At 38.6% G+C, this 26,891-nt stretch carries 29 protein-coding genes; 28 read left to right on the forward strand and 1 reads right to left on the reverse strand.

All coding sequences use genetic code 11. The features are described 5' to 3' along the window. Positions 1-151: 151 nt before the first annotated feature. The 28 genes from der to M3182_RS12320 all read left to right on the forward strand — a co-directional run bounded on the left by der (position 152) and on the right by M3182_RS12320 (position 25,596). Positions 152-1,462 (forward strand): ribosome biogenesis GTPase Der, encoded by a 1,311-nt coding sequence (der, locus tag M3182_RS12185; RefSeq protein ID WP_251430043.1) that lies wholly within the window; start codon positions 152-154, stop codon positions 1,460-1,462. 27 nt (positions 1,463-1,489) lie between these two features. Next, positions 1,490-2,542 carry an NAD(P)H-dependent glycerol-3-phosphate dehydrogenase gene (locus tag M3182_RS12190; RefSeq protein WP_251430039.1) on the forward strand — a complete coding sequence of 351 codons (1,053 nt, stop codon included), beginning with the start codon at positions 1,490-1,492 and terminating at the stop codon, positions 2,540-2,542. A 525-nt stretch (positions 2,543-3,067) separates the two neighbouring features. Beyond that, entirely contained in the window at positions 3,068-3,268 is a 201-nt protein-coding gene (locus M3182_RS12195; RefSeq protein ID WP_251430037.1) for a DUF2768 domain-containing protein, read from the forward strand. Between the two features lie 28 nt (positions 3,269-3,296). Next, positions 3,297-4,007, forward strand: a complete 711-nt coding sequence (locus M3182_RS12200; RefSeq protein WP_432806600.1) for a YphF family lipoprotein — start codon at positions 3,297-3,299, stop codon at positions 4,005-4,007. 221 nt (positions 4,008-4,228) lie between these two features. Continuing rightward, positions 4,229-5,707 carry a stage IV sporulation protein A gene (gene spoIVA / locus M3182_RS12205; protein ID WP_251430034.1) on the forward strand — a complete coding sequence of 493 codons (1,479 nt, stop codon included), beginning with the start codon at positions 4,229-4,231 and terminating at the stop codon, positions 5,705-5,707. 584 nt (positions 5,708-6,291) lie between these two features. After that, positions 6,292-6,564 (forward strand): HU family DNA-binding protein, encoded by a 273-nt coding sequence (locus M3182_RS12210; RefSeq protein WP_251430031.1) that lies wholly within the window; start codon positions 6,292-6,294, stop codon positions 6,562-6,564. 308 nt (positions 6,565-6,872) lie between these two features. Further along, positions 6,873-7,439 carry a GTP cyclohydrolase I FolE gene (gene folE / locus M3182_RS12215; RefSeq protein WP_251430026.1) on the forward strand — a complete coding sequence of 189 codons (567 nt, stop codon included), beginning with the start codon at positions 6,873-6,875 and terminating at the stop codon, positions 7,437-7,439. Between the two features lie 12 nt (positions 7,440-7,451). Continuing rightward, entirely contained in the window at positions 7,452-7,685 is a 234-nt protein-coding gene (gene mtrB, locus M3182_RS12220; protein WP_251430023.1) for a trp RNA-binding attenuation protein MtrB, read from the forward strand. Positions 7,686-7,875: 190 nt separating this feature from the next. Continuing rightward, positions 7,876-8,712 carry a heptaprenyl diphosphate synthase component 1 gene (locus M3182_RS12225; RefSeq protein ID WP_349774447.1) on the forward strand — a complete coding sequence of 279 codons (837 nt, stop codon included), beginning with the start codon at positions 7,876-7,878 and terminating at the stop codon, positions 8,710-8,712. A gap of 2 nt (positions 8,713-8,714) precedes the next feature. After that, positions 8,715-9,419, forward strand: coding sequence for a demethylmenaquinone methyltransferase (locus M3182_RS12230; RefSeq protein ID WP_251430016.1), 705 nt, complete (start codon positions 8,715-8,717; stop codon positions 9,417-9,419). Positions 9,420-9,434: 15 nt separating this feature from the next. Beyond that, positions 9,435-10,397, forward strand: a complete 963-nt coding sequence (gene hepT, locus M3182_RS12235) for a heptaprenyl diphosphate synthase component II (protein WP_251430014.1) — start codon at positions 9,435-9,437, stop codon at positions 10,395-10,397. 89 nt (positions 10,398-10,486) lie between these two features. Continuing rightward, a complete protein-coding gene (gene ndk / locus M3182_RS12240) occupies positions 10,487-10,933 on the forward strand; it encodes a nucleoside-diphosphate kinase (protein ID WP_251430012.1) in 447 nt (148 codons plus the stop codon). Positions 10,934-11,179: 246 nt separating this feature from the next. Then, the gene (aroC, locus tag M3182_RS12245; protein ID WP_251430010.1) at positions 11,180-12,352 is read left to right on the forward strand and encodes a chorismate synthase; all 1,173 of its coding nucleotides are present in this window, start codon (positions 11,180-11,182) and stop codon (positions 12,350-12,352) included. A gap of 1 nt (position 12,353) precedes the next feature. Then, on the forward strand, positions 12,354-13,448 hold the full coding sequence (aroB, locus tag M3182_RS12250; protein ID WP_251558208.1) for a 3-dehydroquinate synthase: 1,095 nt from the start codon (positions 12,354-12,356) through the stop codon (positions 13,446-13,448). Then, the gene (aroH, locus tag M3182_RS12255) at positions 13,441-13,803 is read left to right on the forward strand and encodes a chorismate mutase (RefSeq protein WP_251430004.1); all 363 of its coding nucleotides are present in this window, start codon (positions 13,441-13,443) and stop codon (positions 13,801-13,803) included. The genes aroB and aroH overlap by 8 nt, the downstream gene beginning before the upstream one ends. Positions 13,804-13,853: 50 nt before the next feature. Beyond that, the gene (gene hisC, locus M3182_RS12260; RefSeq protein ID WP_251430001.1) at positions 13,854-14,954 is read left to right on the forward strand and encodes a histidinol-phosphate transaminase; all 1,101 of its coding nucleotides are present in this window, start codon (positions 13,854-13,856) and stop codon (positions 14,952-14,954) included. Positions 14,955-14,968: 14 nt separating this feature from the next. Continuing rightward, positions 14,969-16,075 carry a prephenate dehydrogenase gene (locus M3182_RS12265; RefSeq protein ID WP_251558210.1) on the forward strand — a complete coding sequence of 369 codons (1,107 nt, stop codon included), beginning with the start codon at positions 14,969-14,971 and terminating at the stop codon, positions 16,073-16,075. 31 nt (positions 16,076-16,106) lie between these two features. Beyond that, the gene (gene aroA / locus M3182_RS12270; RefSeq protein WP_251429994.1) at positions 16,107-17,396 is read left to right on the forward strand and encodes a 3-phosphoshikimate 1-carboxyvinyltransferase; all 1,290 of its coding nucleotides are present in this window, start codon (positions 16,107-16,109) and stop codon (positions 17,394-17,396) included. A gap of 360 nt (positions 17,397-17,756) precedes the next feature. Then, entirely contained in the window at positions 17,757-18,650 is an 894-nt protein-coding gene (locus tag M3182_RS12275; protein WP_251429991.1) for a hypothetical protein, read from the forward strand. 14 nt (positions 18,651-18,664) lie between these two features. Beyond that, positions 18,665-19,927, forward strand: a complete 1,263-nt coding sequence (locus M3182_RS12280; RefSeq protein WP_251558245.1) for a tetratricopeptide repeat protein — start codon at positions 18,665-18,667, stop codon at positions 19,925-19,927. Between the two features lie 44 nt (positions 19,928-19,971). After that, positions 19,972-20,520, forward strand: coding sequence for a ReoY family proteolytic degradation factor (locus tag M3182_RS12285; protein WP_251429989.1), 549 nt, complete (start codon positions 19,972-19,974; stop codon positions 20,518-20,520). Positions 20,521-20,661: 141 nt separating this feature from the next. After that, positions 20,662-21,129: a YpiF family protein gene (locus M3182_RS12290; protein WP_251429987.1), complete on the forward strand. Its 468-nt coding sequence runs from the start codon at positions 20,662-20,664 to the stop codon at positions 21,127-21,129. A gap of 145 nt (positions 21,130-21,274) precedes the next feature. Continuing rightward, positions 21,275-21,784, forward strand: coding sequence for a QcrA and Rieske domain-containing protein (locus tag M3182_RS12295; RefSeq protein WP_349774446.1), 510 nt, complete (start codon positions 21,275-21,277; stop codon positions 21,782-21,784). A gap of 3 nt (positions 21,785-21,787) precedes the next feature. Further along, entirely contained in the window at positions 21,788-22,462 is a 675-nt protein-coding gene (gene qcrB / locus M3182_RS12300; protein WP_251429984.1) for a menaquinol-cytochrome c reductase cytochrome b subunit, read from the forward strand. Between the two features lie 75 nt (positions 22,463-22,537). Further along, entirely contained in the window at positions 22,538-23,293 is a 756-nt protein-coding gene (locus tag M3182_RS12305; RefSeq protein WP_251429982.1) for a menaquinol-cytochrome c reductase cytochrome b/c subunit, read from the forward strand. An 80-nt stretch (positions 23,294-23,373) separates the two neighbouring features. Next, the gene (gene lhaT, locus M3182_RS12310) at positions 23,374-23,976 is read left to right on the forward strand and encodes a lipoprotein heptaprenylglyceryl N-acetyltransferase LhaT (protein WP_251430507.1); all 603 of its coding nucleotides are present in this window, start codon (positions 23,374-23,376) and stop codon (positions 23,974-23,976) included. Between the two features lie 72 nt (positions 23,977-24,048). Next, positions 24,049-24,849: a sporulation protein YpjB gene (gene ypjB / locus M3182_RS12315; protein WP_251558212.1), complete on the forward strand. Its 801-nt coding sequence runs from the start codon at positions 24,049-24,051 to the stop codon at positions 24,847-24,849. A 63-nt stretch (positions 24,850-24,912) separates the two neighbouring features. Further along, on the forward strand, positions 24,913-25,596 hold the full coding sequence (locus M3182_RS12320) for a zinc metallopeptidase (protein WP_251558215.1): 684 nt from the start codon (positions 24,913-24,915) through the stop codon (positions 25,594-25,596). Positions 25,597-25,863: 267 nt separating this feature from the next. On the opposite strand, the gene M3182_RS12325 is transcribed toward M3182_RS12320, so the two are convergent. Next, positions 25,864-26,736 carry a YitT family protein gene (locus tag M3182_RS12325; protein WP_251558217.1) on the reverse strand — a complete coding sequence of 291 codons (873 nt, stop codon included), beginning with the start codon at positions 26,734-26,736 and terminating at the stop codon, positions 25,864-25,866. Between the last annotated feature and the right edge of the window lie 155 nt (positions 26,737-26,891).

A 26,891-nucleotide genomic window follows, 5' to 3' on the forward strand; every position in this document is an offset into this window, starting at 1 on the left:
TAAGGTTTTCGTTGCCTGAACTGGAACATCTTTGATAAAATGAGAAAGTTAACCCTTCTTATCAGGAAGGGTTTTATTTTATCGTTGAGTGTAGGATTCTTTAATTGTAACAGAATAATGTTATCGTAGTGAAATTGAAAGGGTGATTTTTATGGCGAAGCCAGTGGTAGCGATTGTCGGCCGCCCAAATGTGGGGAAATCGACGATTTTTAACCGGATTGTTGGTGAACGCGTTTCTATAGTAGAGGATATTCCAGGAGTAACTAGAGATCGTATCTATAGTTCTGCTGAATGGTTAGCATATGATTTTAATATTATTGATACAGGTGGAATTGACATAGGAGACGAGCCTTTTCTTGAGCAAATTCGGCAACAAGCGGAAATTGCGATTGAGGAAGCGGATGTAATTCTCTTTCTTGTCAACGGTAGAGAGGGAGTCACAGCTGCAGATGAAGAGGTTGCGAAGATTTTATATCGATCCCAAAAACCTATTGTTCTAGGTGTGAACAAAATTGATAACCCAGAGATGCGAAGTGAAATCTATGACTTCTATGCTCTTGGATTTGGGGAGCCAATCCCGATCTCTGGTTCGCATGGTCTTGGTCTAGGAGATTTACTTGATGAAGCAGCGAAACACTTCCCTAAAGGGGATGAAAAGGATTATGATGATGATATCATCAAATTTTCCTTAATCGGCCGCCCGAATGTGGGGAAATCCTCACTTACGAATGCGATTCTCGGCGAAGATCGTGTTATTGTTAGCTCAATTGCTGGAACAACAAGAGATGCAATTGATTCCAATTTTAAGTACAATGGTCAAGACTATGTAATAATTGATACGGCCGGAATGAGGAAAAAAGGGAAAGTATATGAGAGTACTGAGAAATATAGTGTTTTGCGTGCACTAAGAGCGATTGAGCGCTCGGATGTTGTTCTTGTTGTTTTAGACGGCGAAGAAGGGATTATCGAACAAGACAAGCATATTGCTGGTTACGCACATGAAGCAGGTCGTGCGGTTATTATCGTGGTAAATAAATGGGATGCTGTTGAGAAAGATGAAAAGACAATGAAGGCATTTGAACAAAATATTAGGGAACATTTTCAATTCCTCAATTACGCACCAATCGTCTTTTTGTCTGCGAAAACAAAGAAACGCATTCATACATTAATGCCAATGATTGATGTGGCAAGTGAAAACCATTCTAGAAGGGTTCAAACCAATATTCTAAATGAAGTAATTATGGATGCGATTGCAATGAACCCAGCACCGGCTGATAAGGGAAAGCGTTTAAAAGTATATTATGCGACTCAAGTATCGGTAAAACCACCAGTATTTGTTGTATTTGTCAATGATCCTGAACTCATGCATTTCTCTTACCAAAGATTTTTAGAAAATCGTATTCGGGATGCATTCGGATTTGAAGGAACTCCAATTAAAATCTTTGCTAGGGAACGGAAATAATATTCTTAATTCAAAGGTTGTGGTGAAGTGGAACGGAAACTAGAAGATGTAACAGTTGTCGGAGCAGGAAGCTGGGGAACGGCTTTAGCGTTAGTATTAGCTGATAATGGTCATCGTGTAAGATTATGGGGACATAACCCAACTCAAATTGAAGAAATCAACCAATACCATACTAATAAAAAATACTTACCTGGTATCGAGTTGCCGCAATTAATTGAAGGATATAGTGATTTAAAAGCTTCCTTAATGGGAATTGATACGGTGATTTTGGCAGTACCAACAAAAGCGATTAGAGAAGTTTTGCGAAACATGCAAGAGTTTCAGAAGGAACCTTTAACAATTGTTCATGTAAGTAAAGGGATTGAGCCTGATACTCTTTTAAGGATTTCAGAGATGATTGAACAGGAGATGCCAGCGACTTTATTAAATGATGTGGTTGTGTTATCTGGACCAAGCCATGCAGAAGAAGTTAGTTTGCGACATCCAACTACAGTCACTGTTTCTTCGAAGAATATGGAGGCAGCTGAGCGAATTCAGGACTTGTTCTTAAACCAAAATTTTAGGGTATACACAAACCCTGACTTAATCGGCGTCGAAATTGGTGGGGCGTTGAAAAATATTATCGCTCTTGCAGCTGGTATTTCCGATGGTTTAGGATATGGAGATAATGCAAAGGCAGCTCTTATTACAAGGGGGCTAGCCGAAATTGCTCGCCTTGGGGTGAAAATGGGAGCGAGTCCTTTAACCTTTTCAGGCTTAACAGGTATTGGCGACTTAATTGTTACTTGTACTAGTGTCCATTCACGTAACTGGCGTGCTGGGAATATGTTAGGGAAAGGAGATAATCTCCAAGAAGTACTTGATCAAATGGGAATGGTTGTTGAAGGGGTACGAACAACAAAGGCTGCTTATCAATTAGCAGAAAAATATGATGTTAAGATGCCAATAACCTGTGCATTAAATAACATTCTATTCCACGGGGTCAATCCTAAAGATGCAGTGGATGAGCTCATGACAAGAAGAAAAACACATGAAAATGAAGATCTGGCTAATATACTTAGTTTAGATTCAACTAACTAATTCTCTGCAATATCCAATTCTGCTCATCATTTTCGGATGAAGACGTGATTGTCTCTTTTTACTAGGTTCTTTTCTCTTTCTCAAAACTTGGTTCTTTATAGAGTAAATATAGAATATTTACCTATGAGTGCTTTCCAAAGTAAGCATAGAAGAGGAGAAAAGAGATTACAAACTAAGTAATAATGCAGAGAAAAGCTTATTTCACGTTAAAATTTGCTTTAAGTTTTTAACACAAGCTCTGCAAAAACAACATTTCTCTTAAATATTTTGTGTTCAGGAAAATAATATTTTCTTATTTCACAAAATATAGGCATTCGAGGATGCGAGTATTCATCGATTTGCATACAATGCAACGAAGCAACTGGTAGTTTGAACCCGGTGTGTGGGTAATTTAGTCACTTATAAACTGAGATGAGGAAACTGCCCCTTCCTTATCTCAGCTTTTTTTGTTTGAAAACTATGCTAAAGGTGCTTTATGAACCATTTTTATGATATAATACTTCTCGGAAAAGGGGAGTGGTTTTATTGTCACCAGCTTTACTAAAAATGTATATTTCGTTTGTGGGCATGGGGTTGATGTTTCTTGCTCTTATCACACTTTATTTTAGTCGGTATAAATTAAAAGGCTTCTTTAAAGCAATCACAGGTTTTCTTGCATTTATTTTTATGGCTACAGCAGGACTTATAATCTTTTTTGTTGTTCTAAGTGGCCCTACAACAGGTTGATGATAAAAATGAGAGTGAGTATAAAGTTATGCTTAAATTAATTAAAATGTGGTCTGGAGTCTTTTTTTTACTATTTTTAACAGGATGTATGTATCCAAAAGAAAATTTGGCTCAAAATCAAGTCCCCTATGATGCACAAATCAATATGGTCCAAGAGGCTGTCAATCAGTTTCAGGAGAGCAATAATGGGATTTTGCCAATAAAAACGAAAGATGCATCAACACCGATTTACCAAAAGTATTTAATCGATTTTAAAAAAATTGTACCCGAGTACATATCTGAAGTTCCTGGAAACGCCTATGAGAGTGGTGGGGTATTTCAATATGTTTTAATTGATGTTGAAAACGAACCTACAGTTAAATTATTGGATTTACGAGTAGCCGAAACGATTCGAGAAATTAAAATTAAGATACAAGCAAATAAATATCCACCATTTAAGGGTCAGCTTTCAAAAAATCTATTTACGCTAGATTTTAGTAAAATAGGTTACACTGAAGAACCGGTCGCAGTTAGTCCCTATACGGGAAAAAATCTTCCTTATGTGATTACTGGTGAAGGTGAAATCTACGTCGATTACCGGAGTGATCTTTACCAAGTTATCAAAGAAAACGAATACAACCTTACACCGGGAGAAGATATTCGGTATATCCTCACCGAAAATTCGCCAATTGTACCCGGATATTCACTTCCATATACAGTAGATCCCGAAAATGGAGAACCAATCTTTTTAGAGAATTAGTCATAACCCTTCTTCTGCACAATATATTGTGGAAGAAGGGTTTTTTTTCCTTCAGGGAGTGGTAGTGGGAAGAGACCCCACATACTCGTGGGATAGCATAAAGTGAAAAAAATTAAAAAAATGTCATAGAGGTATAGGACAACGTCATAGATATATATTGTCCCAGATTACCAAAAGGATGATATTTTTTCCCACTAACTCTATGATCGGGAGGGGATCACTTGGAAAAGGTAGATATTTTTAAGGATATCGCTGAGCGAACAGGCGGCGATATATACTTGGGAGTTGTCGGTGCAGTAAGAACAGGCAAGTCCACTTTCATCAAGAAATTTATGGAACTCGTTGTTTTACCAAATATAGAAAATGAAGCGGATCGTGCTCGCTGTCAAGACGAATTGCCACAGAGTGCGGCAGGTAAAACAATTATGACAACTGAACCAAAATTCGTACCTAATCAGGCGGCATCCATTCACGTAGATGAAGGCCTAGATGTCAACATAAGGCTAGTAGATTGTGTTGGATATACAGTCCCTGGTGCAAAAGGTTACGAAGATGAAAATGGGCCAAGGATGATTAATACACCTTGGTACGAGGAACCGATTCCGTTTCATGAAGCGGCGGAAATCGGAACTAGAAAGGTAATTCAAGAACATTCAACAATAGGTGTGGTAATTACTTCTGATGGAACGATTGGTGACATTCCGCGGATGGATTACCTTGAAGCAGAAGAAAGAGTCATTGAGGAATTAAAAGAGGTCGGGAAACCGTTTATCATGGTGGTAAACAGTGCACAACCTCACCATCCCAATACTGAAACTTTAAGAAATGAGCTAGCAGAGAAATATGATATTCCTGTTTTAGCAATGAGTGTAGAAAGTATGCGAGAAACCGATGTCTTGGCTGTTTTGCGTGAGGCATTATATGAATTCCCTGTTCTCGAGGTGAATGTAAATTTACCAAGTTGGGTAATGGTCTTAAGAGAAAATCATTGGCTGCGTGAAAGTTATCAAGAGGCAGTAAAAGAGACGGTTAAAGATATAAAGCGTCTCCGTGATGTCGATCGAGTTGTTCAACAATTCAGTGACTATGAGTTTATAGATAGTGCAGGTCTTGCAGGAATTGAGATGGGGCAGGGGGTAGCTGAGATTGACTTGTTTGCTCCAGATGACCTTTATGATGACATCCTCAAGGAAATTGTTGGCGTTGAGATCCGTGGAAAGGATCATTTGTTAGAATTAATGCAAGACTTTGCCTATGCGAAAGCTGAGTACGATCAAGTGGCAGATGCCTTAAAGATGGTAAAACAAACCGGCTATGGGATTGCTTCGCCTTCATTGACAGATATGAGTTTGGAAGAACCGGAAATTATTCGCCAAGGCTCGAGATTTGGAGTTCGTCTAAAGGCGGTTGCTCCTTCCATCCATATGATTAAAGTTGATGTTGAGTCGGAATTCTCACCGATAATTGGGACTGAGAAGCAAAGTGAGGAATTAGTTCGTTACTTAATGCAAGACTTTGAGGATGACCCACTGTCCATTTGGAATTCAGATATATTCGGGAGAAGCTTAAGTTCCATTGTCAGAGAAGGAATCTCTGCAAAACTCTCCTTAATGCCGGAAAACGCACGCTATAAATTAAAAGAGACGCTAGAGCGAATTATTAATGAAGGCTCAGGTGGTTTAATCGCAATTATTTTATAATGATACGACTCCAGTTATGGAGTCTTTTTTTTGAACTTTTTTTCTTAAACTTTGCTGCTTTTATAGATAAAATGTAAGAATTAGCTGAGTTTTATTGGAAAGTATTTTTGCCTTTTTCAAAGTTGAGTTTTTTCTTTTAACGAAATTAGAGAAGGTTTCAATAAAAAAAGAATTACAGATTGTGTTATCCAGAAACAGTTAAGCACCTTAGAATCAAACTTTTAGAAAACAGAAATTTTTGTTTCTTTAGATAAAATTAGCAATAATACAGGCTAAATCCCTTTTATTGGTGGATTTTCACCTTGTGGAAGAAAAGATTACCATTATTTCTTGAATTTATCTTGATAAGGCCATTTGATTATGATAATCTTTTAACAGATTAACGTTACAGGCGCCGAGAACCCTTGTTATATCAAGGTTTAGGCGGTTAATCCCATTTTAAATGCATGTTTGGAATATTTATTCCAAGGATTGTAAGAAAAATGTTGCTGTTAATGTTTAGAATTCCTTCTTTTTGTTTAGAAATGTAATAACAAGTTTGTTTCTGAGCAATATTACAGGATCATTGGGAGGAGGTGAAAGGCATGAACAAGACAGAACTAATCAATGCAGTTGCAGAAGCTGGAGAACTTTCTAAAAAAGATGCAACAAAAGCAGTTGATGCTGTTTTTGATTCTATTTTAAATGCTTTAGCTAATGGTGATAAGGTACAATTAATCGGTTTTGGTAACTTTGAAGTTCGTGAGCGTGCTGCCCGTAAAGGACGTAACCCACAAACTGGTGATGAAATCGAAATTGCTGCTAGCAAGGTGCCAGCTTTCAAACCAGGTAAAGCTCTTAAGGATGCAGTAAAGTAATTTACATAGAAAAAATCCTAAAGCATACTTTGAGAAGAGGCCGCTATAAAGCGGCCTTTTTCTTGTATTGGAATAAAATAAAACTTTTAATGCTTTAACATAACTGTCTTACTTTGTTGATAACGCCTCTATATACTGGTTTAAGTTTGCCAATCGGAATATTTTACACTTACATAATCTTTTTACTTAAACAGCAGAGAGTAGTATGAACGGAACATCTTATTATTTTGCTTGGATACAAAAAATTATGCTAATATGGAAATGTTATATTTAAAAGAATGCAAACGAGTGTTTTAGGAGGAAAAGTAATGAGCAAGGTAAATCACGCCCAAATTGAAGAAGCGGTGCGTTTAATATTAGAAGCTGTAGGAGAAGACCCTAATCGTGAAGGCCTTCTTGATACACCAAAGCGTGTAGCAAGGATGTATGAAGAAGTTTTTGCAGGGCTAAATCAAGATCCTAGAGAGTATTTTGAAACGATCTTTGGTGAGGAGCATGAGGAGTTAGTGCTTGTTAAAGATATTCCTTTCTACTCCATGTGTGAACACCACTTAGTGCCGTTCTACGGAAAAGCCCATGTGGCATATATCCCACGTGGCGGGAAGGTAACGGGCTTAAGTAAATTAGCTAGAGCTGTTGAAGCGGTTGCGAAAAGACCTCAACTACAGGAAAGGATTACCTCTTCAATTGCTAATGCCATTATGGAAAAACTTGATCCTCATGGTGTAATGGTCGTAGTAGAAGCTGAGCATATGTGTATGACTATGCGAGGAGTAAAAAAACCCGGAGCAAAAACAGTCACTACTGCTGTAAGAGGAACTTTAGCGGAGGATGTAAATGCTCGTGCAGAAATCCTTTCACTTATAAAAGAATAGAGGGTGAATCGAATGGAAAAAAAAGCGGGACAAAACACAGAATACGTTGTAATTAAAGCGAATGAGGATGGAGTCAATGTGATTGGCCTCACTCGCGGTTCTGATACACGGTTTCACCATTCAGAAAAGCTCGACCAAGGAGAAGTGATGATTGCTCAATTTACCGAGCATACTTCCGCAATAAAAATACGAGGAAATGCAAAAATAATGACGTCGTATGGTGAAATTACGAGCGGGAAAGAGTAATTTTTAAACATTTTGTTCCAGGAAAATGCTGAAATTATTTGGTAATCACCTTTTATTTATAATAATTACCCAAGGGTATTATGATTTATGATATAATTGTCACTGTTTTAAGTGATATGAACGTAAAGATAACCTATAGCAAATATTAGGTGATTCTAGCATTAGCTAGTTAGCCAACTTCAGGACAAGGGTGATTCATTTGCAAGACTTTCACATTAGATTAGAGAGCGTAAAGAGTCAATTAACAAATAGATTATTTCATTCCTATCTAAACCAAAATATTGGTGAGCCAATAGTGGATGAAGATAAACTCTTATTGCTGGTCGCTCTCCTAAGTCATTTGGGACGGACGAAGGATGAAATAGATAATTACAGTGTGACCACAATGCTTTTGCAAATAGCCCTTGATACCCATGATCATGTTCAGAATTCAATCCCAAATGAAGATGTAACTGGGCAAAAAAATCGCCAATTAGCAGTATTGGCAGGGACCTATTATAGTGGCTTATTTTACCAGCAACTTGCTCATATAAATGATATCGAAATGATTACAACGTTAGCGGCAGGAGTTAAAGAGGTTAATGAGCATAAAATTTCTGTTTATCGTAAAGAGCTCGATGCGATTGATAAGTTGATGAATAGTGTCAAGTTGATTGAATCTTCTTTGTTTATTAGAATTGCAGAACGATTCGATGCGGTTGCTTGGAGCGATTTGTTGGCAAACTACCTATTTGTGAAACGACTGACAGAAGAAAGAAATCAGTTTTTAGTGTCTGGAAAATCGATTGTATTTGATTGTCTAAAAAAACTATCGTTTCAAAAAAATAATCAAGATTTAACTAAAATCTCACCTGAACAACAAAGATATTTGCTTTCTATTTGTGAACGGTATATTGATTTTTCTATCAACTTAATTGAAGCAGCCACGAAACAGTTGCCTCCATTAGACAACCTCTTGAAAAATCGTTTAGAGGAAATCTTTAGGCAGCGCCAGTCTATAACAAAAATTACGTTGGAAGAAGGGTGAATATGGGGCAGTCAAAAGAAGAACGCGTTCACGGAGTCTTTGAAAGCATCTATAAAAATTATGATAAAATGAATTCGGTCATTAGCTTTAAACAGCATATTAGATGGCGAAAAGATACGATGAAAAGAATGAATGTCCAACAGGGTGCCCAAGCCTTAGACATTTGCTGTGGTACGGGAGATTGGACGATTGCATTAGCAGAAGCAGTTGGGCCTAACGGGAAAGTAGTCGGACTGGACTTTAGTAAAAACATGCTAAAGATCGGCGAACAAAAAGTAAAGGAACGTCAATTAAATCAAGTGACTTTGATACATGGAAATGCGATGGAGCTTCCATTTGAAGATAATAGCTTTGATTATGTAACGATTGGATTTGGACTCCGAAATGTGCCTGATTATATGCAGGTTTTAAAAGAAATGAACCGGGTATTAAAACCTGGTGGAATTGGTGTGTGTTTAGAAACATCACAACCTGAAATGATTGGATTTAAGCAACTCTATTATTTTTATTTTCGATTTATCATGCCGATGTTCGGAAAGCTTTTTGCAAAGAGCTATAAAGAATATTCGTGGTTACAGGAATCTGCGCGAAGTTTCCCTGGCATGAAAGAGCTTGCTAAAATGTTTGAAAAAGCCGGTTTTAAACAAGTCTATTACAAACCTTATACAGGTGGAGTAGCAGCCGTCCATATTGGACATAAAAAATAGTGCTAGGTGGAAACGATGAAATTAAAGATGATGTACTCATATTTAAATTCAGATATTAATGCAATTGAAAAAGAGCTGGAATCAACAATTGAGGCTCAATCTCCATTGCTACGACAGGCTTCTCTCCATACACTTCACGCGGGAGGGAAACGAATTCGTCCCGTTTTTGTATTGCTTGGAGGAAAATTCGGTCAATATGACATCAATGTGATAAAAAATGTCGCTGTACCATTAGAATTAATTCATATGGCGTCATTAGTGCACGATGACGTTATTGATGATGCGGAGATTAGAAGGGGACAGCCGACGATTAAAGCAAAATGGGATAATCGCATTGCGATGTACACAGGCGATTATATCTTTGCAAGGGCACTGGAACTTATTGGAGAAATTAAAAATCCACTTGCTCATCAGATATTAGCTGATACTATTGTTGAACTATCCGTCGGAGAAATAGAACAAATTAAGGATAAATATAATTTTGACCAAAATCTTCGGGATTATTTACGCAGAATTAAACGAAAAACAGCCCTATTAATTGCCGCCAGTTGTCAGCTAGGTGCGGTAGCCTCAGGTGTAGAAGAAGGAGTTCACAAAAATCTTTACCGTTTTGGCTACTATGTGGGGATGAGTTTTCAAATTACAGATGATGTTCTTGATTTTACTAGTACGGAACAGGAACTAGGGAAACCAGCAGGTAGCGATTTATTGCAGGGGAATATCACATTGCCAGTATTATACGCAATGCGGGACGCAAACATTTACGAAAAGTTAAAAAAGATCAATGAGAATAGTACTAGCAATGAATTTCAAGAGGTTCTTACTCAAATAAAACAATCAGGCGCAATTGAAAAGTCATTAGAAATTAGTGATCGTTATCTAGCAAAAGCATTAGCGATTCTTGAAGAACTCCCTCCTAATAAAGCGAAAAAAACACTCCGAGATATTGCTAAATTTATTGGCAAACGTAAATATTAGCAAGTTGCTAATTTTTCAAAAAAATGATACTATTTTAGATGGTTGTTTACAACAATCTAACATACATAAGATTCTTAGGAGTGGAGATCATGGAAAAAACGTTTCTAATGGTTAAACCTGACGGGGTACAGCGTAATGTGATTGGGGAAATTGTTTCCCGTTTTGAAAGTAAGGGTTTTCAACTTGTTGGAGCAAAGTTAATGAGCATTCCAACAGAACTTGCAGAGCAACACTATGGTGAACACAAAGAGCGTCCTTTTTTTGGAGAATTAGTAGACTTCATTACGTCTGGACCTGTATTCGCAATGGTTTGGCAAGGAGAAAATGTAATTTCAACTGCACGTCAAATGATGGGTTCTACAAACCCAAAGGATGCAGCTCCTGGTACAATCCGCGGTGATTTTGGTTTAACAGTTGGAAAAAATATCATTCATGGGTCGGATTCTCCTGAAAGCGCTGTCCGAGAAATTGGATTATTTTTCAAGGAAGAAGAATTAGTACAATATAGTAAACTCATGAACGAGTGGATTTATTAAACAGCCAAAGCATCTGCTAAGAAGCAGATGCTTTTTATTTTTTTTAAAAGGTAAATATACAGAGGTTAGGCCTTAACTAATTTTAAGTCTAATAGAGTGCTCAGCCTTTTTATATTTTGCTAAACAAGTGCTTAAACTTTTCTTTTCGCTTTCGTATTTTTTAAATTTTTGCTATTTTTATTTAAACGTGTATGTTATATTGATACATAATCCATAATCCTTTAATGAGTTGAAGGGGGAAAGAGAATGAGATATTTAACAGCAGGTGAGTCCCATGGACCACAATTAACGACGATAATTGAAGGGTTGCCGGCGGGAGTACCGTTGACAGCAGAGGACATTAACGGGGAACTTGCCAGACGGCAAAAGGGCCATGGACGTGGCAGAAGAATGCAAATCGAAAAAGATAATGTGCAATTAGCAGGTGGAATCCGTCATGGTTATACTCTTGGTTCTCCAGTCGCATTAGTCGTTGAGAACAATGATTGGAAGCATTGGACCAAGATTATGGGACAGGATCCATTAGATGAAGAAGCAACAGATGAAATTAAACGTAAAATTACTCGCGCCCGACCGGGCCATGCTGATTTAAACGGTGCCTTAAAATATGGCCATCGTGATATGCGAAATGTATTAGAAAGATCTTCGGCAAGAGAGACAACTGTGAGAGTAGCTGCGGGAGCAGTTGCAAAAAAGTTATTATCGTTATTAGGGATTGAAATTGCTTGTCATGTTTTGGAGATTGGTGGAGTACGAGCTGAAAAAACAACTTATTCCTCATTAACTGAGTTAAAAGAGGTGACTGAGGCATCCCCAGTTCGTTGTCTTGATCCTGATGCAGAAAAGAAAATGATGACTGCGATTGATGAAGCAAAACAAAATGGTGACTCAATCGGAGGAATTGTAGAAGTTATAGTTGAAGGAATGCCGGCTGGTGTTGGAAGTTATGTTCACTATGATCGAAAGCTAGACTCTAAGCTTGCAGGAGCAATGGTAAGCATTAACGCTTTTAAAGGGGTAGAATTTGGAATCGGTTTTGAAGCTGCCCGAAAGCCTGGTAGTGAGGTACATGATGAAATAGCTTGGGACCCAGAACAAGGGTATTATCGCAAGAGCAATCGTCTCGGTGGTTTTGAAGGTGGAATGTCAACTGGGATGCCAATTGTAGTAAGAGGAGTAATGAAGCCAATACCAACACTCTATAAACCATTGCAAAGTGTAGACATTGAAACAAAGGAGCCATTTGCTGCAAGCATTGAAAGATCCGATAGTTGCGCGGTACCTGCTGCGGCTGTTGTGGCTGAAAATGTAATTGCTTGGGAACTTGCATCTGCGATTGTTGACCAGTTTTCCGCTGATCGTTTAGATGTCCTGCAAAAGGCAATTGAGGATCAGCGCCAATTTGCAAAGGAGTTTTAAAATGGAAACCATTCCGATTAAAGCTGGCGATGATGTATATCCTGTTTATATAGGCTATAGTGTAACCAATCACTTAAGGTCTTTTTTGGAGACGGAATTTCCAAATCGAACATCAATTTTAATTATTACAGATGAAACGGTTGGTAGCCTTTATTTAGAAAAGTTAATAGATGCGGTTTCAGAACAAAATCTACATGTTAAAATTGTCCCGGCTGGTGAAAAGGCAAAGACATTTGAAGTTTATTATGATTGTCTTAGTTTTGCTCTTGAAAAGAAACTTGACCGTAAATCGCTTATTTTGTCTTTTGGTGGCGGTGCAGTTGGAGATTTGGCTGGTTTTGTCGCAGCTAGTTTTATGAGAGGTATTCCGTTTATCCAAATACCGACAACTATTTTAGCTCATGACAGTGCAGTTGGGGGCAAGGTTGCAATTAACCACCCGCTTGGTAAAAATATGATAGGGGCATTCTACCAGCCTAAAGCTGTGTTTTATGATTTGAGCTATCTTGTATCCCTTCCGAATTCAGAAGTAAGATCTGGTTTCGCAGAAGTGATCAAGCATGCACTGATTAGTGACGAAGAGTTTTATCAATGGATTTTGGGAGAAATTAAATCGCTAGACAACATCACACCTTCACAGCTGATAAATTTGTTAACAAGTGGGATACGAGTAAAAGCTGGGATAGTTGAACAAGATGAGAAAGAGTCCGGAGTGCGTGCTTATTTAAACTTTGGTCATACATTAGGTCATGCAATTGAGGCTGAAATGGGCTATGGTTCGATTACGCATGGTGAGGCCGTTACGATTGGAATGATCTTTGCACTTCAGCTAAGCTCAAATGTTAATGGTTTAAAATTGCCTCGTTATGAATTTGTCCAATGGTTAACTCAGTTAGGATACAAAACAGAACTACCGGAGGGGCTATCCATTGAACGGTTACTTGGGCGAATGAAACAAGATAAAAAGTCTTATGGGGAAAAGGTCCGTTTTGTTTTGTTAGAGAATCTTGGTCAGCCAACTGTCCAAGAAATTTCGGATGAACTTATATTAGAAAACCTGGCAGTGTTTAAAAACAGGAGGGCTACAAGTGATTAGAGGGGTAAGAGGAGCTATAACCATCAATGAAAATACAGCGGGGGAAATTTTGTCAGCTACTGAACAGTTAGCGAAGGAAATGATTGAAGCAAACAATATTGATCCAGAGAAAGTTGCTTCTGTTTTCATTTCCGTTACAGAGGATGTGACTGGTGGATTCCCAGCCAAGGCATTACGTAGTTTAAATGGGTGGAAATTTGTTCCTGTCATGTGCATGCAGGAAATCCCCGTACCTGGGGGACTGCCTCATTGTATCCGAATCATGATGCATGTAAACACAGATATTGGCCAACAAGAAATTCAACATATTTACCTTAGGGATGCAAAGGTCCTTCGTCCAGATTTAGTGAAATAATAATTAATAATACGTTTAGAATACTTAGATATTATAGAGGTGGAAAGACAATGAAATGGAAACAGCCGCTCTTATCATTAAAGCCATATCAACCAGGGAGAACAATTGAAGCAGTAAAAAAGCAATTTGGACTTGATCATATTGTGAAACTTGCTTCAAATGAGAATCCATTTGGATGTTCACCAAAAGCAGAAGCAGTGATACGAAACTTCACTCCGTCACTAGCTTTGTACCCTGATGGCTATGCAACGGAACTGCGCGATGCTGTTGCACAACATGTCAAACTAAAGCCAGAACAATTAATTTTCGGAGATGGTTCAGATGAATTAATCCAAATCATTTCTAGAGCGCTACTTCGTCCAGGTGTCAATACGGTAATGGCAACCGGAACATTCTCACAATATAAGCATAATGCCGTGATTGAGGATTGTGAAATTAGGGAAATTCCACTAATAGAAGGGGCGCATGACCTCCCATCCATGTTAGAAGCAATTGATGAGAATACGAGTGTCGTTTGGCTTTGTTCGCCTAATAACCCTACAGGAGTCTACATAAAGTCCGAGGAAATCTATGAATTCCTATCCAAAGTCCCAGAGGATGTTTTAGTTGTTTTAGATGAAGCTTACTATGAATATGTTCATGCGGACGATTACTATGATTCGATTTCTTTAGTCAAACAAAATAAGAATTTAATTGTATTACGTACTTTCTCAAAAATTTATGGACTCGCTAGTCTTAGAATTGGTTATGGAATTGCCGATGAGGCAATTATTAAGGCTTTAGACCCTGCTAGGCCGCCATTTAATGTCAATGCAGTCGGGCAGGCTGCTGCGATTGAGGCGATTCGCGATCAAGATTTTGTAGAAAAATGTAAACAGACGAACATTAAAGGATTACAACAATTTTATCAATTCTGTAAGGAACAACAATTGAAGTATTATCCTTCTCATGGAAACTTCATCTTAATTGAATTTGGGTGTGATGGAAATGAAGTATTTGAATTCTTAATGGAAAGAGGCTTTATTGTTCGCTCTGGGGTACCGCTCGGCTTTCCAAACTGCGTACGGGTAACAGTGGGGTCTAGAGAACAAAATGATGGTGTGATTAGCAAAATGAAAGAATTCCTTGCTGCCAAAGCCACACTATCATAAAAGTAGGTGATTTTTTGGAAGGCAGAGTTTTTATTGTCGGTTTAGGCTTAATAGGGGGTTCTTTAGCTTTATGTATTAAAGCTGAACATAAAAATGCGGTAATTATAGGGTTTGACATCAATGGGGAACAAGCTAGATTAGCCAAGATGATGGGTGTCATTGACGAATGTGCGAATAGTATTGAGGCAGGGGCTAAAGATGCAGACCTGATTATTATTGCGACTCCAGTTACGGTAGCTGAAAAGATTATTGAGCAGTTATCCATGTTTAAGCTGAAACCTGGTGTGATTGTAACGGACACAGGCAGTACGAAAACGACAATAACCAATAAAGCTGATTGTTTAATTGAGAAAGGGATTTGTTTTATTGGCGGTCATCCGATGGCTGGTTCTCATAAAAGTGGAATAACGGCAGCGAAAAAGATCCTGTTTGAAAATGCTTTTTACCTATTTACACCAAGGGAAGGAAGTAATAATGAACAAGACGTAAACCAATTGAAGGTATGGTTAGGTGGGACAAAGGCTAAGTTTTTAACAGTTACTCCGGAAGAACATGATTATTTAACAGGAGTAATCAGTCATTTTCCACATTTAATTGCTGCGTCACTTGTTCAACAGGCGGCAACTGCTGAAGGGGATTCACCACTTGTTGGCCGCCTTGCTGCGGGAGGGTTTAGAGATATTACTAGAATTGCCTCAAGTAGCCCGGCGATGTGGCGTGATATCCTTTTGCATAACCGTAATGTTTTACTGGATCTATTAGTAGATTGGGATAAAGAGATGCAAAAGGTAATATCATTGTTGAAGTCGAATGACGCGAATGGAATCTATCGTTATTTTGAAGAAGCAAAAAATTTTCGAGATGGTCTGCCTACGAAGGAAAAAGGTGCAATCCCTGCATTTTATGATTTATTTATTGATGTCCCCGATTACCCTGGTAGTATATCGCAAATTACAGGATATCTTGCAAGAGAAGAAATCAATATAACGAATATTAGAATTATTGAGACAAGAGAAGATGTATACGGGGTTCTTGTGATTAGTTTCCAAAGCGAGGAAGATCGTGCCCGTGCGGAAAATTGTATTCAAAACTTTACAAGTTTTGAGACATCCTTAGGTTAATATATTTGATATTTATTAGAAGGAGTTTCTTATGGAAGCCAAAAAGCTAAAAACCAATCAAAAAACTCTTAATGGGAAAGTCGTAGTTCCAGGCGATAAGTCGATTTCTCATCGGGCTGTCATGTTCGGTTCCATTGCTTCAGGTGTAACGACCATTGAACATTTTTTGCCTGGAGAAGATTGTTTGAGCACTATTTCTTGCTTTAAGAATTTGGGTGTAGACATTGAGCGTGATGGTACGAAAGTAACGGTATATGGGAATGGCCTTAGTGGACTAAAAGAGCCCAATGCAGTCCTAGATGTGGGGAATTCTGGGACGACCATTCGACTTTTAATGGGGATTCTTTCTGGTCAACCCTTTCATTCGGTTTTGATAGGGGATGACTCCATTGCCAAACGGCCAATGACACGTGTTACATTGCCACTAGCTCAAATGGGAGCGAGAATCTCAGGAAGAAATAAAGCTGAGTTTACACCTTTATCTTTATCTGGAGGCGATTTAAAAGCTATTGAGTATAAACTTCCTGTCGCGAGTGCTCAGGTAAAGTCTGCGATTCTGTTGGCTGGATTGCAAGCAGACGGGGTAACCACAGTAATTGAACCTGAGAAAACTAGAGATCATACTGAAAGAATGATCCAAATGTTTGGTGGCGAGGTTAAAACAGATGGGAATAGGGTATCTGTCTGTGGTGGTCAGCAATTAGCCGGTACCCATGTTCGGGTTCCTGGGGACATTTCGTCGGCGGCATTTTTCCTAGTGGCTGGAGCTATTGTTCCTAATGGTAGCATTGAGTTAACGAATGTTGGGCTCAATCCTACTAGGACTGGAATTATTGACGTTCTGAAGCAAATGGGTGCAAACATGGTCATTGAAGAAGAACAGACAGAGGCAACAGAACCTATTGGGACGATCAAAATTCAATCGTCAACCCTGAAAGGGACAGTGATTTCTGGTGATTTAATTCCGAGATTAATTGATGAAATTCCTGTCATTGCCTTGTTGGCAACACAGGCAGAAGGGAAAACCGTGATTAAGGATGCCGCTGAATTGAAAGTAAAGGAAACAAATCGAATCGATACGGTTGTAAATGAATTGCGAAAACTTGGAGCAAACATCGAAGCGACGCCTGACGGTATGGTTATTCATGGGAATAACTCTACCCTTAAGGGAGGTACTGTTTCAAGTCATGGTGACCACCGTATCGGTATGATGTTAGCTGTGGCTGCGTTAATCAGTGACGGTGATGTTTATCTTGAGAATAGTGATGCGGTTGCCGTTTCTTACCCGAACTTTTTCGATGACTTACATTCTTTATTTTAGGCTGTTTTCGTAAAGTTTGTTGTTAAAATCCTAAAGCCGATCTTGATGTAAAATAAGCCTTTCACTACGTGACTACTTAGTTTGTAAGCTTTTTTCTCCTCTGTTAACGAATTTGGAATAGAATCATAATCATAAGCCAAGTCATTCTTTATTAAAAAGCAACAATGGTTTGAGAAAAGAGCCTTTTTAAAACACGTTAAAAAAACATAAATGTCCGATTTACGGTCTATGAATGAGCCAGTCCAATGAGGGATGGCTCATTTTTAATTTTCTTCAGTATACCGAGTTCAACTACAAATACTGGGTATAATTCACTTTTTTGTTTCATAGCTTGTCATAAGACCGTTAAGGGGGAGTCTTATGGCTTATATCATTGAGAACGCTCATATACTAAAGGGGGAACAGATTCAAGATTTGAGCTTATTGATAAAAGAAGACCGAATTGCTTCAGCAAGAGATTCTTTTAAGATGTACAAGCACCTTAGGATGGATGCGAGTGAATTTATTATGACACCTACCCACGTTCTCCTTGATTTCCATCCTCCACTCCATGAGTCTTTTGAACAGAGGAAGGCCTATTATGTAGAAAATTTTCTTAAAAGGGGTGTAACGACGGTACTTACATGCATCAATGTGCAAAGAGAACGTCAGTTAGACAAAGAACTGAAGAAACTTCATACTGCACTAATAGATTCTCCATTTGATTATGTGGTAGGTGTTTGCGTGCCGTCCACACTTTTAAATCCTGGATTTATTAGAAAATGTAAAAAAGAAAAAATACCGGCAATCTTTGTGAATATCACGAATGAAAGTGAAATACAAAGAGTGCCTTGGGGTTGGATAAAAGAGGCAATGTTTCCTTATAACTGTCCCATTATACCTGTATTTAAAACAGCAGATAAGAGGGTAAAAAAAACGTGGGGACATTATGTAGAATCTGTTCATCTTCCAAGTTTTAAGGACACATTGCCTATGTGTCAACCTTTGGAGCGAAATGTATTAGAGAAAATCGGTATCTATCCAAGGAAGTCTTATTTGCATGATGGTGGGGAAGTAAGTTACAATTTCTATTTAAAAGACAGTGAAACTGTTAAAATGATAGAAAGTGAGTTGTTTTTGAAACAACATTCAAAACTGGTCATTACTGTGCATAAAGGAAAAGTGATCCGTGCAGGTAAACAAATATGCTACCGGCCAGGGTTTGGAGAGCATGTGCAAATAAACACTCCTGCTTTTTATCAATCCCCGAGATAAGATTGGAAGGATGCATTATGAGAATTGAGGCAATCACTAGTTTGTTAGAAGATGGAAAGATCGATGATGCCATGTCTAATTTTGAAGAAGTTTTAACTTCAGGAACCGATGAAGAAAAGTTCTTGTTAGCAGAGGAGTTATTTCGATTTGGATTCCTAGATGAAACAAAAAAACTGCTAGAAGTCCTTTTACAAACCTACCCTGATGAAGGCGAGCTTTTGGTACTTTTAGCTGAAACGGAGTTAGAACTTGGTGATGAAGAAACTGCGATGCTGATACTTGAGCGTGTAAACTCTGGTGACGCTGAATACCCGCAAGCCTTGTTGTTAATGGCAGATTTATACCAAATGAATGGATTGTTTGAGGTGAGTGAGCAAAAACTGTTACAGGCTAAACAGTTGCTGCCAGATGAAACGATTATTGATTTTGCTTTGGGGGAACTATATTCTCATCAAGGACGCTTTACTGATGCCATTGAGTCATTTGAAAAAGTTGCCCAGCAACACAAGGAAATTGGTGGCGTAAATATTCATTCTCGACTAGCGGAAGCCTATAGTGCTGGAGGATCTTTCGAACAAGCGTTGGACTATTATGAAAAAGCACTTGGCGAACGTCTTGAAATCAATACATTATTTGGTTTTGCATTTACTGCTCTGCAAGCTGGAAACAACAAAACTGCGATTGAAAAATTTGAAGAGTTAAAAACATTAGATCCCGAATATCATTCCCTCTATTTACATCTTGCACACGCATATGAGCATGAAGAAATGTTGGATGAGGCTTTTGAAGCAATCAAGTTAGGGATTAAGCAAGATGATTTTAACAAAGACCTGTATTATTACGGTGGCAAAATCGCGCTGAAACTAAATAATGAAGAAGAAGCTGAAAAAATGTTACGAGAAGCACTTGTTCTTGATCCAGGGTTTACGGAAGGTGCTTTGGTGTTAAATAAATTGTTTCTAAAACAAGAACGCTATGACCAAGTCGTAGATCTGATTACAAATACCGATATAAATGAAGAAGAAGAACCCCAATTGGCGTGGGACGCAGCTGTAGCATTACAAAATCTTGAGCAATATTCTCAGGCATTAAATAAATACCAGCATGCATATACTTTCTTTAAAGACAATAAAGATTTTCTCTCAGATTACGGTTATTTTTTAATTGAAGAAGGAAAAATAGCCGAGGCCGCCGAAATTTTAAGTATACTAGTAAAAATGGATCCAATGAATGTTGAGCATCAGGAGCTTCTTGAACGATTAACAGGAGAATTCTGAAGCGAGACAAAATTTGACCATCCAAGCAGAGGAGGGATTCACAAATGACAACCCCTGTTTCTGTCAACGAGAAAAAAGATTTTATCCGTTGGTTCTTGAATCATTATCAGCTAAAGAGGCGGGAATGTGTATGGATTCTTAATTACTTAATGAGCCACGATCAGCTGATGGAAAAAGTTCATTTTGTTGAGAATGCCCAGTTTTGTCCTCGAGGATTAGTCATGTCAACGCATTGCATTGATGAGGTTCCCTTTAGATTTTATAAAGAAAATATCATGACTACAGATGCTGAAAAATCTTTTCATGATATTCGTTTGAATAGGGATGAGGAAATTTATATTCAATTAAACTTCCACGCCTCTAATAAGGCGCCCCAATTTGCTGCGGTCCTCGAAGAAAACCCATTCATGCCGAAAAAATTACAAATCACTGAGAAAGATCGGATTATTGCAGAGCGTTTCCTTGTAGATAGTCTTTACCATTTTCAAAAAGAGAAGTTAACAAGACAAATCGATGAAGCGCTAGATAACCAGGACAAGGAAGCTTTTGTTGAACTAACGGAACAATTAAAGAAACTTGAAGCTCGACGCTAAAGCTAATCTGTCTGAGGAATGAAAACTAGATCTTCAGCTTTCACTCGCCAAATGGCGAGTTTTTCTTTTGGTTTTTTCTGGGCATAATATTTAAACAAATGATATGATAAATAGGAATATACTACATGGAGTTGAGTAAGCATGAAATGGGTCCCTACGGATATTGAAACATTTGCAAAGTCCCCAGAGTACGTTGACACAGCTGTAATCCCTTTGTTACCAGTTTCTTTTGATGAGTCGATTAAGGAATCAGCAACAATGGCTGAATTCACCACTCTTCTCACGAGTCAATTGGAAAGGCAACTACAGGGGAGAATCCTTTTAATTCCAGGCTTTTCGTACTTAAAAGCGAAAAAACAAGAGGCTTTAAATGTCTTAGTACAATGGGAGCAAGAGATGTTGGACAAGCATTTTAAACATGTGTTTTTCGTAACTTCTGAATATGATTGGAAACAGCATGAGGCAAGTTTAAAAGGAACCTTATTATGGATTCCGTCTCTACCGCTCCAGCATATGGATGAGAAGTCAAGGGTTTCTGTGATGGAGGATCAAGTACGACAATTAATGAATTTATTTATACAAAAATGGCGTGAGCAAGAAAGTGTGTAATTTTTCTCACTGAGAAAAATGTTTTTACCATAGTATTATATTGATTTTATAAAGAGATTGATATATCATGATTATGTCCTAGTCTAAATTGTGTGTACAAATAATGTCCGATGTACGAAAATTGGGGAATAGAGGGGGGAAAAGCGTGAGTGAGAATCGCGTTTCAAGACGACAATTCTTAAACTATACTCTATTAGGTGTAGGCGGTTTCATGGCTGCAGGAATGGTCATGCCAATGGCTCGTTTTGCGATCGATCCGGTCCTTAAGGCAAATGCAGGTGGTGATTATGTAGCAACTAAGCTCAAGGTGGCTGAAATCACTACAGAACCACAGCGTGTGGACTTCACATTCGATCAGGTGGACGCTTGGTATGAATCAGAAGTTACCGGAACTGCATGGGTGTACAAGAATGAAAATGGGGAAATTATTGCCCTATCACCTGTGTGTAAACACCTTGGCTGTACAGTTGACTGGAATGCGGATGAAAGCAATCCGAACAGGTTCTTCTGTCCGTGCCATATGGGATTGTATGAAAAAGATGGAGCAAATGTTCCAGGTACTCCACCGTTAGCGCCACTTGATGTATATCCTCATCAAGAAAAAGACGGTATTCTTTATTTAGGTTCAAAAGCAAATCCACGAGAGGGGGCGTAATAGTTGTTAAACAAGATTTACGATTGGGTAGATGAACGTTTAGATATTACGCCGCTTTGGCGTGATATTGCTGACCATGAAGTTCCGGAGCATGTTAATCCGGCGCATCATTTTTCCGCATTTGTTTATTGTTTTGGCGGACTAACTTTCTTTATTACTGTTATTCAGATTCTATCTGGAATGTTCTTAACAATGTATTATGTTCCAGACATCAAGAATGCATGGGAATCTGTATATTATCTGCAAAATGAAGTAGCGTTCGGACAAATTGTTCGTGGAATGCATCACTGGGGAGCAAGCTTAGTCATAGTTATGATGTTCTTACATACTTTGCGGGTATTCTTCCAGGGAGCATATAAGAAACCACGTGAATTGAACTGGATTGTTGGGGTTTTGATTTTCTTTATTATGCTTGGTTTAGGTTTAACAGGTTACCTATTACCATGGGATATGAAAGCACTATTTGCAACGAAAGTTACTTTGCAGATTGTTGACGCTGTCCCATTATTAGGACCTTACTTGAAAACACTAATGGCTGGTAGTGCCGACATTGTTGGGGCACAGACTTTAACACGTTTCTTTGCGATTCATGTGTTCTTCTTACCTGCTGCTTTATTCGGACTTCTTGCAGCACACTTTATCATGATTCGTAAACAAGGTATTTCCGGACCATTGTAAAATTGAAAACCAGAAAGAAAATGTTGTACGGAAAATGAATCTGTTCAACTTCACGAAAAAGGAGGGGATTGCTCGATGCATCGTGGTAAAGGGATGAAATTCGTAGGTGACTCCCGGGTTTCTGCCGAGAGAAAGCCTTTTATTCCTAAAGATTATTCGGAATATCCAGGGAAAACAGAAGCGTTCTGGCCAAACTATTTACTAAAGGAATGGATGGTAGGTGCGGTTTTCCTAATTGGATTCCTCGTTCTAACTGCTGCACATGAGCCGCCGCTAATGCGGGTTGCAGATCCGACGGATACATCATTTATTCCGTTGCCTGACTGGTATTTCTTATTTTTATATCAATTATTGAAATACCAATTTGCAGCAGGACCGTATACGGTTATAGGTGCCCTAGTAATTCCAGGGCTTGCTTTTGGAGCATTGCTTTTAGCTCCATTTATCGATCGTGGCCCTGAGCGCCGACCATCAAAACGACCAATGGCAACTGGATTTATGCTTCTTTCCATTGCTGCAATTTTCTTTTTAACTTGGGAATCCTCATCACAAACAGATTGGGAAGCCTTCAATAAGGCAGGGGCAATTTCAGAGGTCGAAATTGATAAAGAATCTGAAGGTTACCAAATTGCCGAAGCCAATACATGTTTGAGCTGTCATGGTGGAGAACTTGGTGGAGCTAGTGGACCAAGCTTGGTTGGTACTGGTTTAACAGCTGAGGAAATTGCTGAAATTGCTGTTAATGGACAAGGAAATATGCCGGCCGGAGTCTTCAAAGGAACAGATGAAGAACTTCAAAAGATGGCTGAATTCATTGCAGGTTTAGAATAACTACTAGCTAGCTGACGGGTTTTCTCCCCGTCAGCTTTTTTTGGGATATACATATTTAGGCTTGGAAGGGAGCTTATATGATGATTTCAGTGCTCTATACGTTGTTAAAGAATCGAATGTTTTTATGGTTATTGTTCCTCATTAATCTAGCTGGAACGCTTTACGGGTACTTCTGGTACCTACCACAACTTTCGGAAACCCCTAAGCTTTTTCTACTTTTTGTTCCTGATAGTCCAACTGCAAGTCTGTTTTTTGTCTTTGTATTAGGAGCGTTTCTACTAGGGAAAAATTGGCCATTAATGGAAGCGTTGGCGATTGTCACTTTGATTAAATATGGAGTTTGGGCCGTCATTATGAATCTTCTGGTGTTAATAGTAACCGGTGATTTGCATTGGTCTGGGTATATGTTAATGGCTTCTCATTTGGCTATGGCTGTCCAGGGGGTACTGTATGCCCCGTTTTATCGGTTTAAAGCATGGCATTTGGTTGTAGCAGCTGTAGTCGCTTTGCACAATGAGATTATTGACTACGTTTTTGAAATGATGCCTTGGTACAATCAATTAAGTCTGTATATGAATGAAATTGGATATTTCACTTTTTGGTTAAGCTTAATATCTATCGGTCTTGCTTATTATTTTGGGATGAGACCAAACCGGTTTAAGCTAAATATCAAATCCTCATAAGATGAACTTCTAATAAAAAGGTCTATCCTTGTCCACTCTTTCATACATTTTAGTATTTAAGGAGGGACAGGAATGAAACCTAGAAAAGGAATACTATTATTTCTCACGTTGCTGCTACTTTTAGTGCCAGTGGTTGCAAACGCTGCAATAGAACCCTCAATAAAAAAGCTCGATGACATTTCTGATCAAGCCCTACAAATGGTTAAGGTTTATCGATATGAAGATGCAGAAAAATTGCTAACACATTTCGAGACTGAATTCTTAAAAGAAACGGCAAAAGGGCATATGTATTCAATGGACGAGCTGAGGATTGTTACAACGGCACATGATGAGGCGTTAAAGGCAATGAATAGCTCGACGATGGCGCATGAGGAAAAAATTCATAAAGTGACGAGATTTCGACTTGTTGTAGACGCTCTTCAATCTATACACCAACCGCTATGGACCGAAATGGAATCACCAATTATGACAGTTTTCAACGATATGAAAGATGCTGTTCATAATGGGAACCATGAAGATTTTCAAGTGAATTTAGATTCGTTCCTTTCTTTGTATGAAGTCATCTATCCAAGCTTACGGGTGGATGTAACACCTGCAACCATACAGCAGTTAAATGCTCGCGTGAATTATCTTGATCATTATAGCCCTAATATGTTCACAGAAACGACTGGGCAAGAAGAATTGGAAGCTTTAGAGGCAGATTTAAAGAAACTATTTGATGATATGACCGAGGATGAATCCGATCCCTCCCTGTGGTGGGTTATTATATCAACCGGTAGTATCATTATAATGACTCTATCTTATGTGGGGTGGAAGAAGTATCGAGCAGAGATAGAAAGGCGAAAAAATCGGTTGAAAGAACGTAAGAATTGACACAATTCCTAATGGTGAATAAAATATAAGTAAACAACTAGTGTTAATTATATTAGGAGGGCTATGCAATTGAGTATCTTGATTTACTTTGCAATTCTTATTCTGGTACCGATATGGGCACAATTGCGAGTGAAAAGTGCTTATAAAAAATATTCACAGGTTCCATCTTCTTCCCAGATGCGTGGAGCAGAAGTTGCTAGAAAGATATTAGACGATAATGGGCTATACCATGTTGGAGTAGAAGAAACTAGAGGTGTATTGAGTGATCACTATGACCCTCGCTCAAAAACTGTCCGTCTGTCTTCAGATAATTACCATGGGCACTCTGTTGCTGCAGCTGCAATTGCGTCCCATGAGGTAGGTCATGCGATTCAAGATCAGGAAGAGTATTCTTTCTTACGATTCCGTCATGCTCTTGTTCCAGTTGCAAACCTTGGTTCGAACTTCTCTTGGATTTTTATCCTAATTGGGATTTTTGCTCAAATAAGCAACATGGTATTATTGGGGATTATCTTTATGGCAGCCGGTGTACTTTTCCAGGTTGTTACACTTCCAGTTGAATTTAATGCCTCGTCGCGAGCTATGGACCAGGTTGTAAGTGCTGGTATTATTCGAAATGACGAAGAACGTGAAACAAAAAAAGTACTAAATGCTGCGGCTTTGACATATGTAGCTGCTGCTGCTGTTGCTGTCCTAGAATTGGTCCGTCTTGTGTTAATATATACAGGAATGAACAACGACGAATAGAAAAGCGCAAGCGCCCTGTTCAGCGGCGTATGTCCTGGAGCTCTCCAACTGAGATAAAGGAAACACGAAGAGCCGGAGGCGATTCGATGTTGACTTATCGTAGGGCGGAGAGGGAAGGACACTAGCCGCTAGGGCGCTGGAGCTGGACAATAGAAAAGCGCAAGCGCCCTGTTCAGCGGCGTATGTCCTGTAAATAGATATTTTTCGAAATGAATCCTAATATGCGTTCATGTCGTTTAAAAAGAGCTGCGAAAAATTCGCAGCTCTTTATCTTTCTATTGGTGCTTTATTCTCGTCTAAGGTGAAGCCTTCTCCTAATACATCATGAACAATTGTAACAGAGACAAAAGCATGTGGATCAACGGAATGAATCACACTTTTGAGACGAACAATTTCATTTTTACCTACAACACAATATAGAACGTCACGCTCTTGTTTCGTAAACGAACCTACTCCTTTTAAAATCGTTACACCGCGGTCCATATCACTCAAGATACTTTGAGCAATTTCTTCATTTTTATCAGAGATAATCATTGCACCTCTTGCTGAATAAGCTCCCTCTTGCATGAAGTCAATTACTTTTGCGCCAATAAAGACCACAACAAGAGTATACATTGCTTCCCGATAATTTAAATATGTAATGAGAGAAATGGTAATGACACAAAAGTCAAAGACAAACATCGTACGGCCCATTGTCCAACCAAAGTATTTCTGTCCTAGCCTTGCGATAATGTCGACTCCACCGGTCGTTCCTCCATATCGAAAGATTATTCCAAGACCGATTCCAATAAAAACGCCTGCAAATAAAGCTGCTAGAAAAAGGTCTTCGTACAATGGCATTTCAATTTGGTACTTTTGAAAAATGGCTAAAAAGAGAGAAACTGCTAGTGTTCCAATGATTGTATAAAGGAATACACTTCGCCCAAGCAACTTCCAACCAACAAAAAATAAGGGGATATTAAGTATTAGGTTTGTTATGGCAGGGTCCCAACTAAAAATGAAATAAAGTAGAAGAGTTATCCCTGTGAAGCCACCTTCTGCTAAATTATTCTGCATATTAAAATGAACAATCCCAAATGAAAAAATAGCGGACCCAAGTAAAATAAAGAAAATGTTTTTAAATCGTAGGCCTAATTTCATACCCATTCCTCCCCATGATTGAATGACAAGTGTTTGCGTCAAGCGATACTAATTATATAAAATACCAAGTATAAGGGCAATCTTTTACAGTATCGCCTTTTTTATCAAAAATATTTGTCAAACTATACCTTGTAAGCTAACATCAAGAAGAGAAA

Source organism: Mesobacillus maritimus, from assembly GCF_023715205.1.
GTDB classification, from domain to species: Bacteria; Bacillota; Bacilli; order Bacillales; family Cytobacillaceae; genus Mesobacillus_B; species Mesobacillus_B maritimus_C.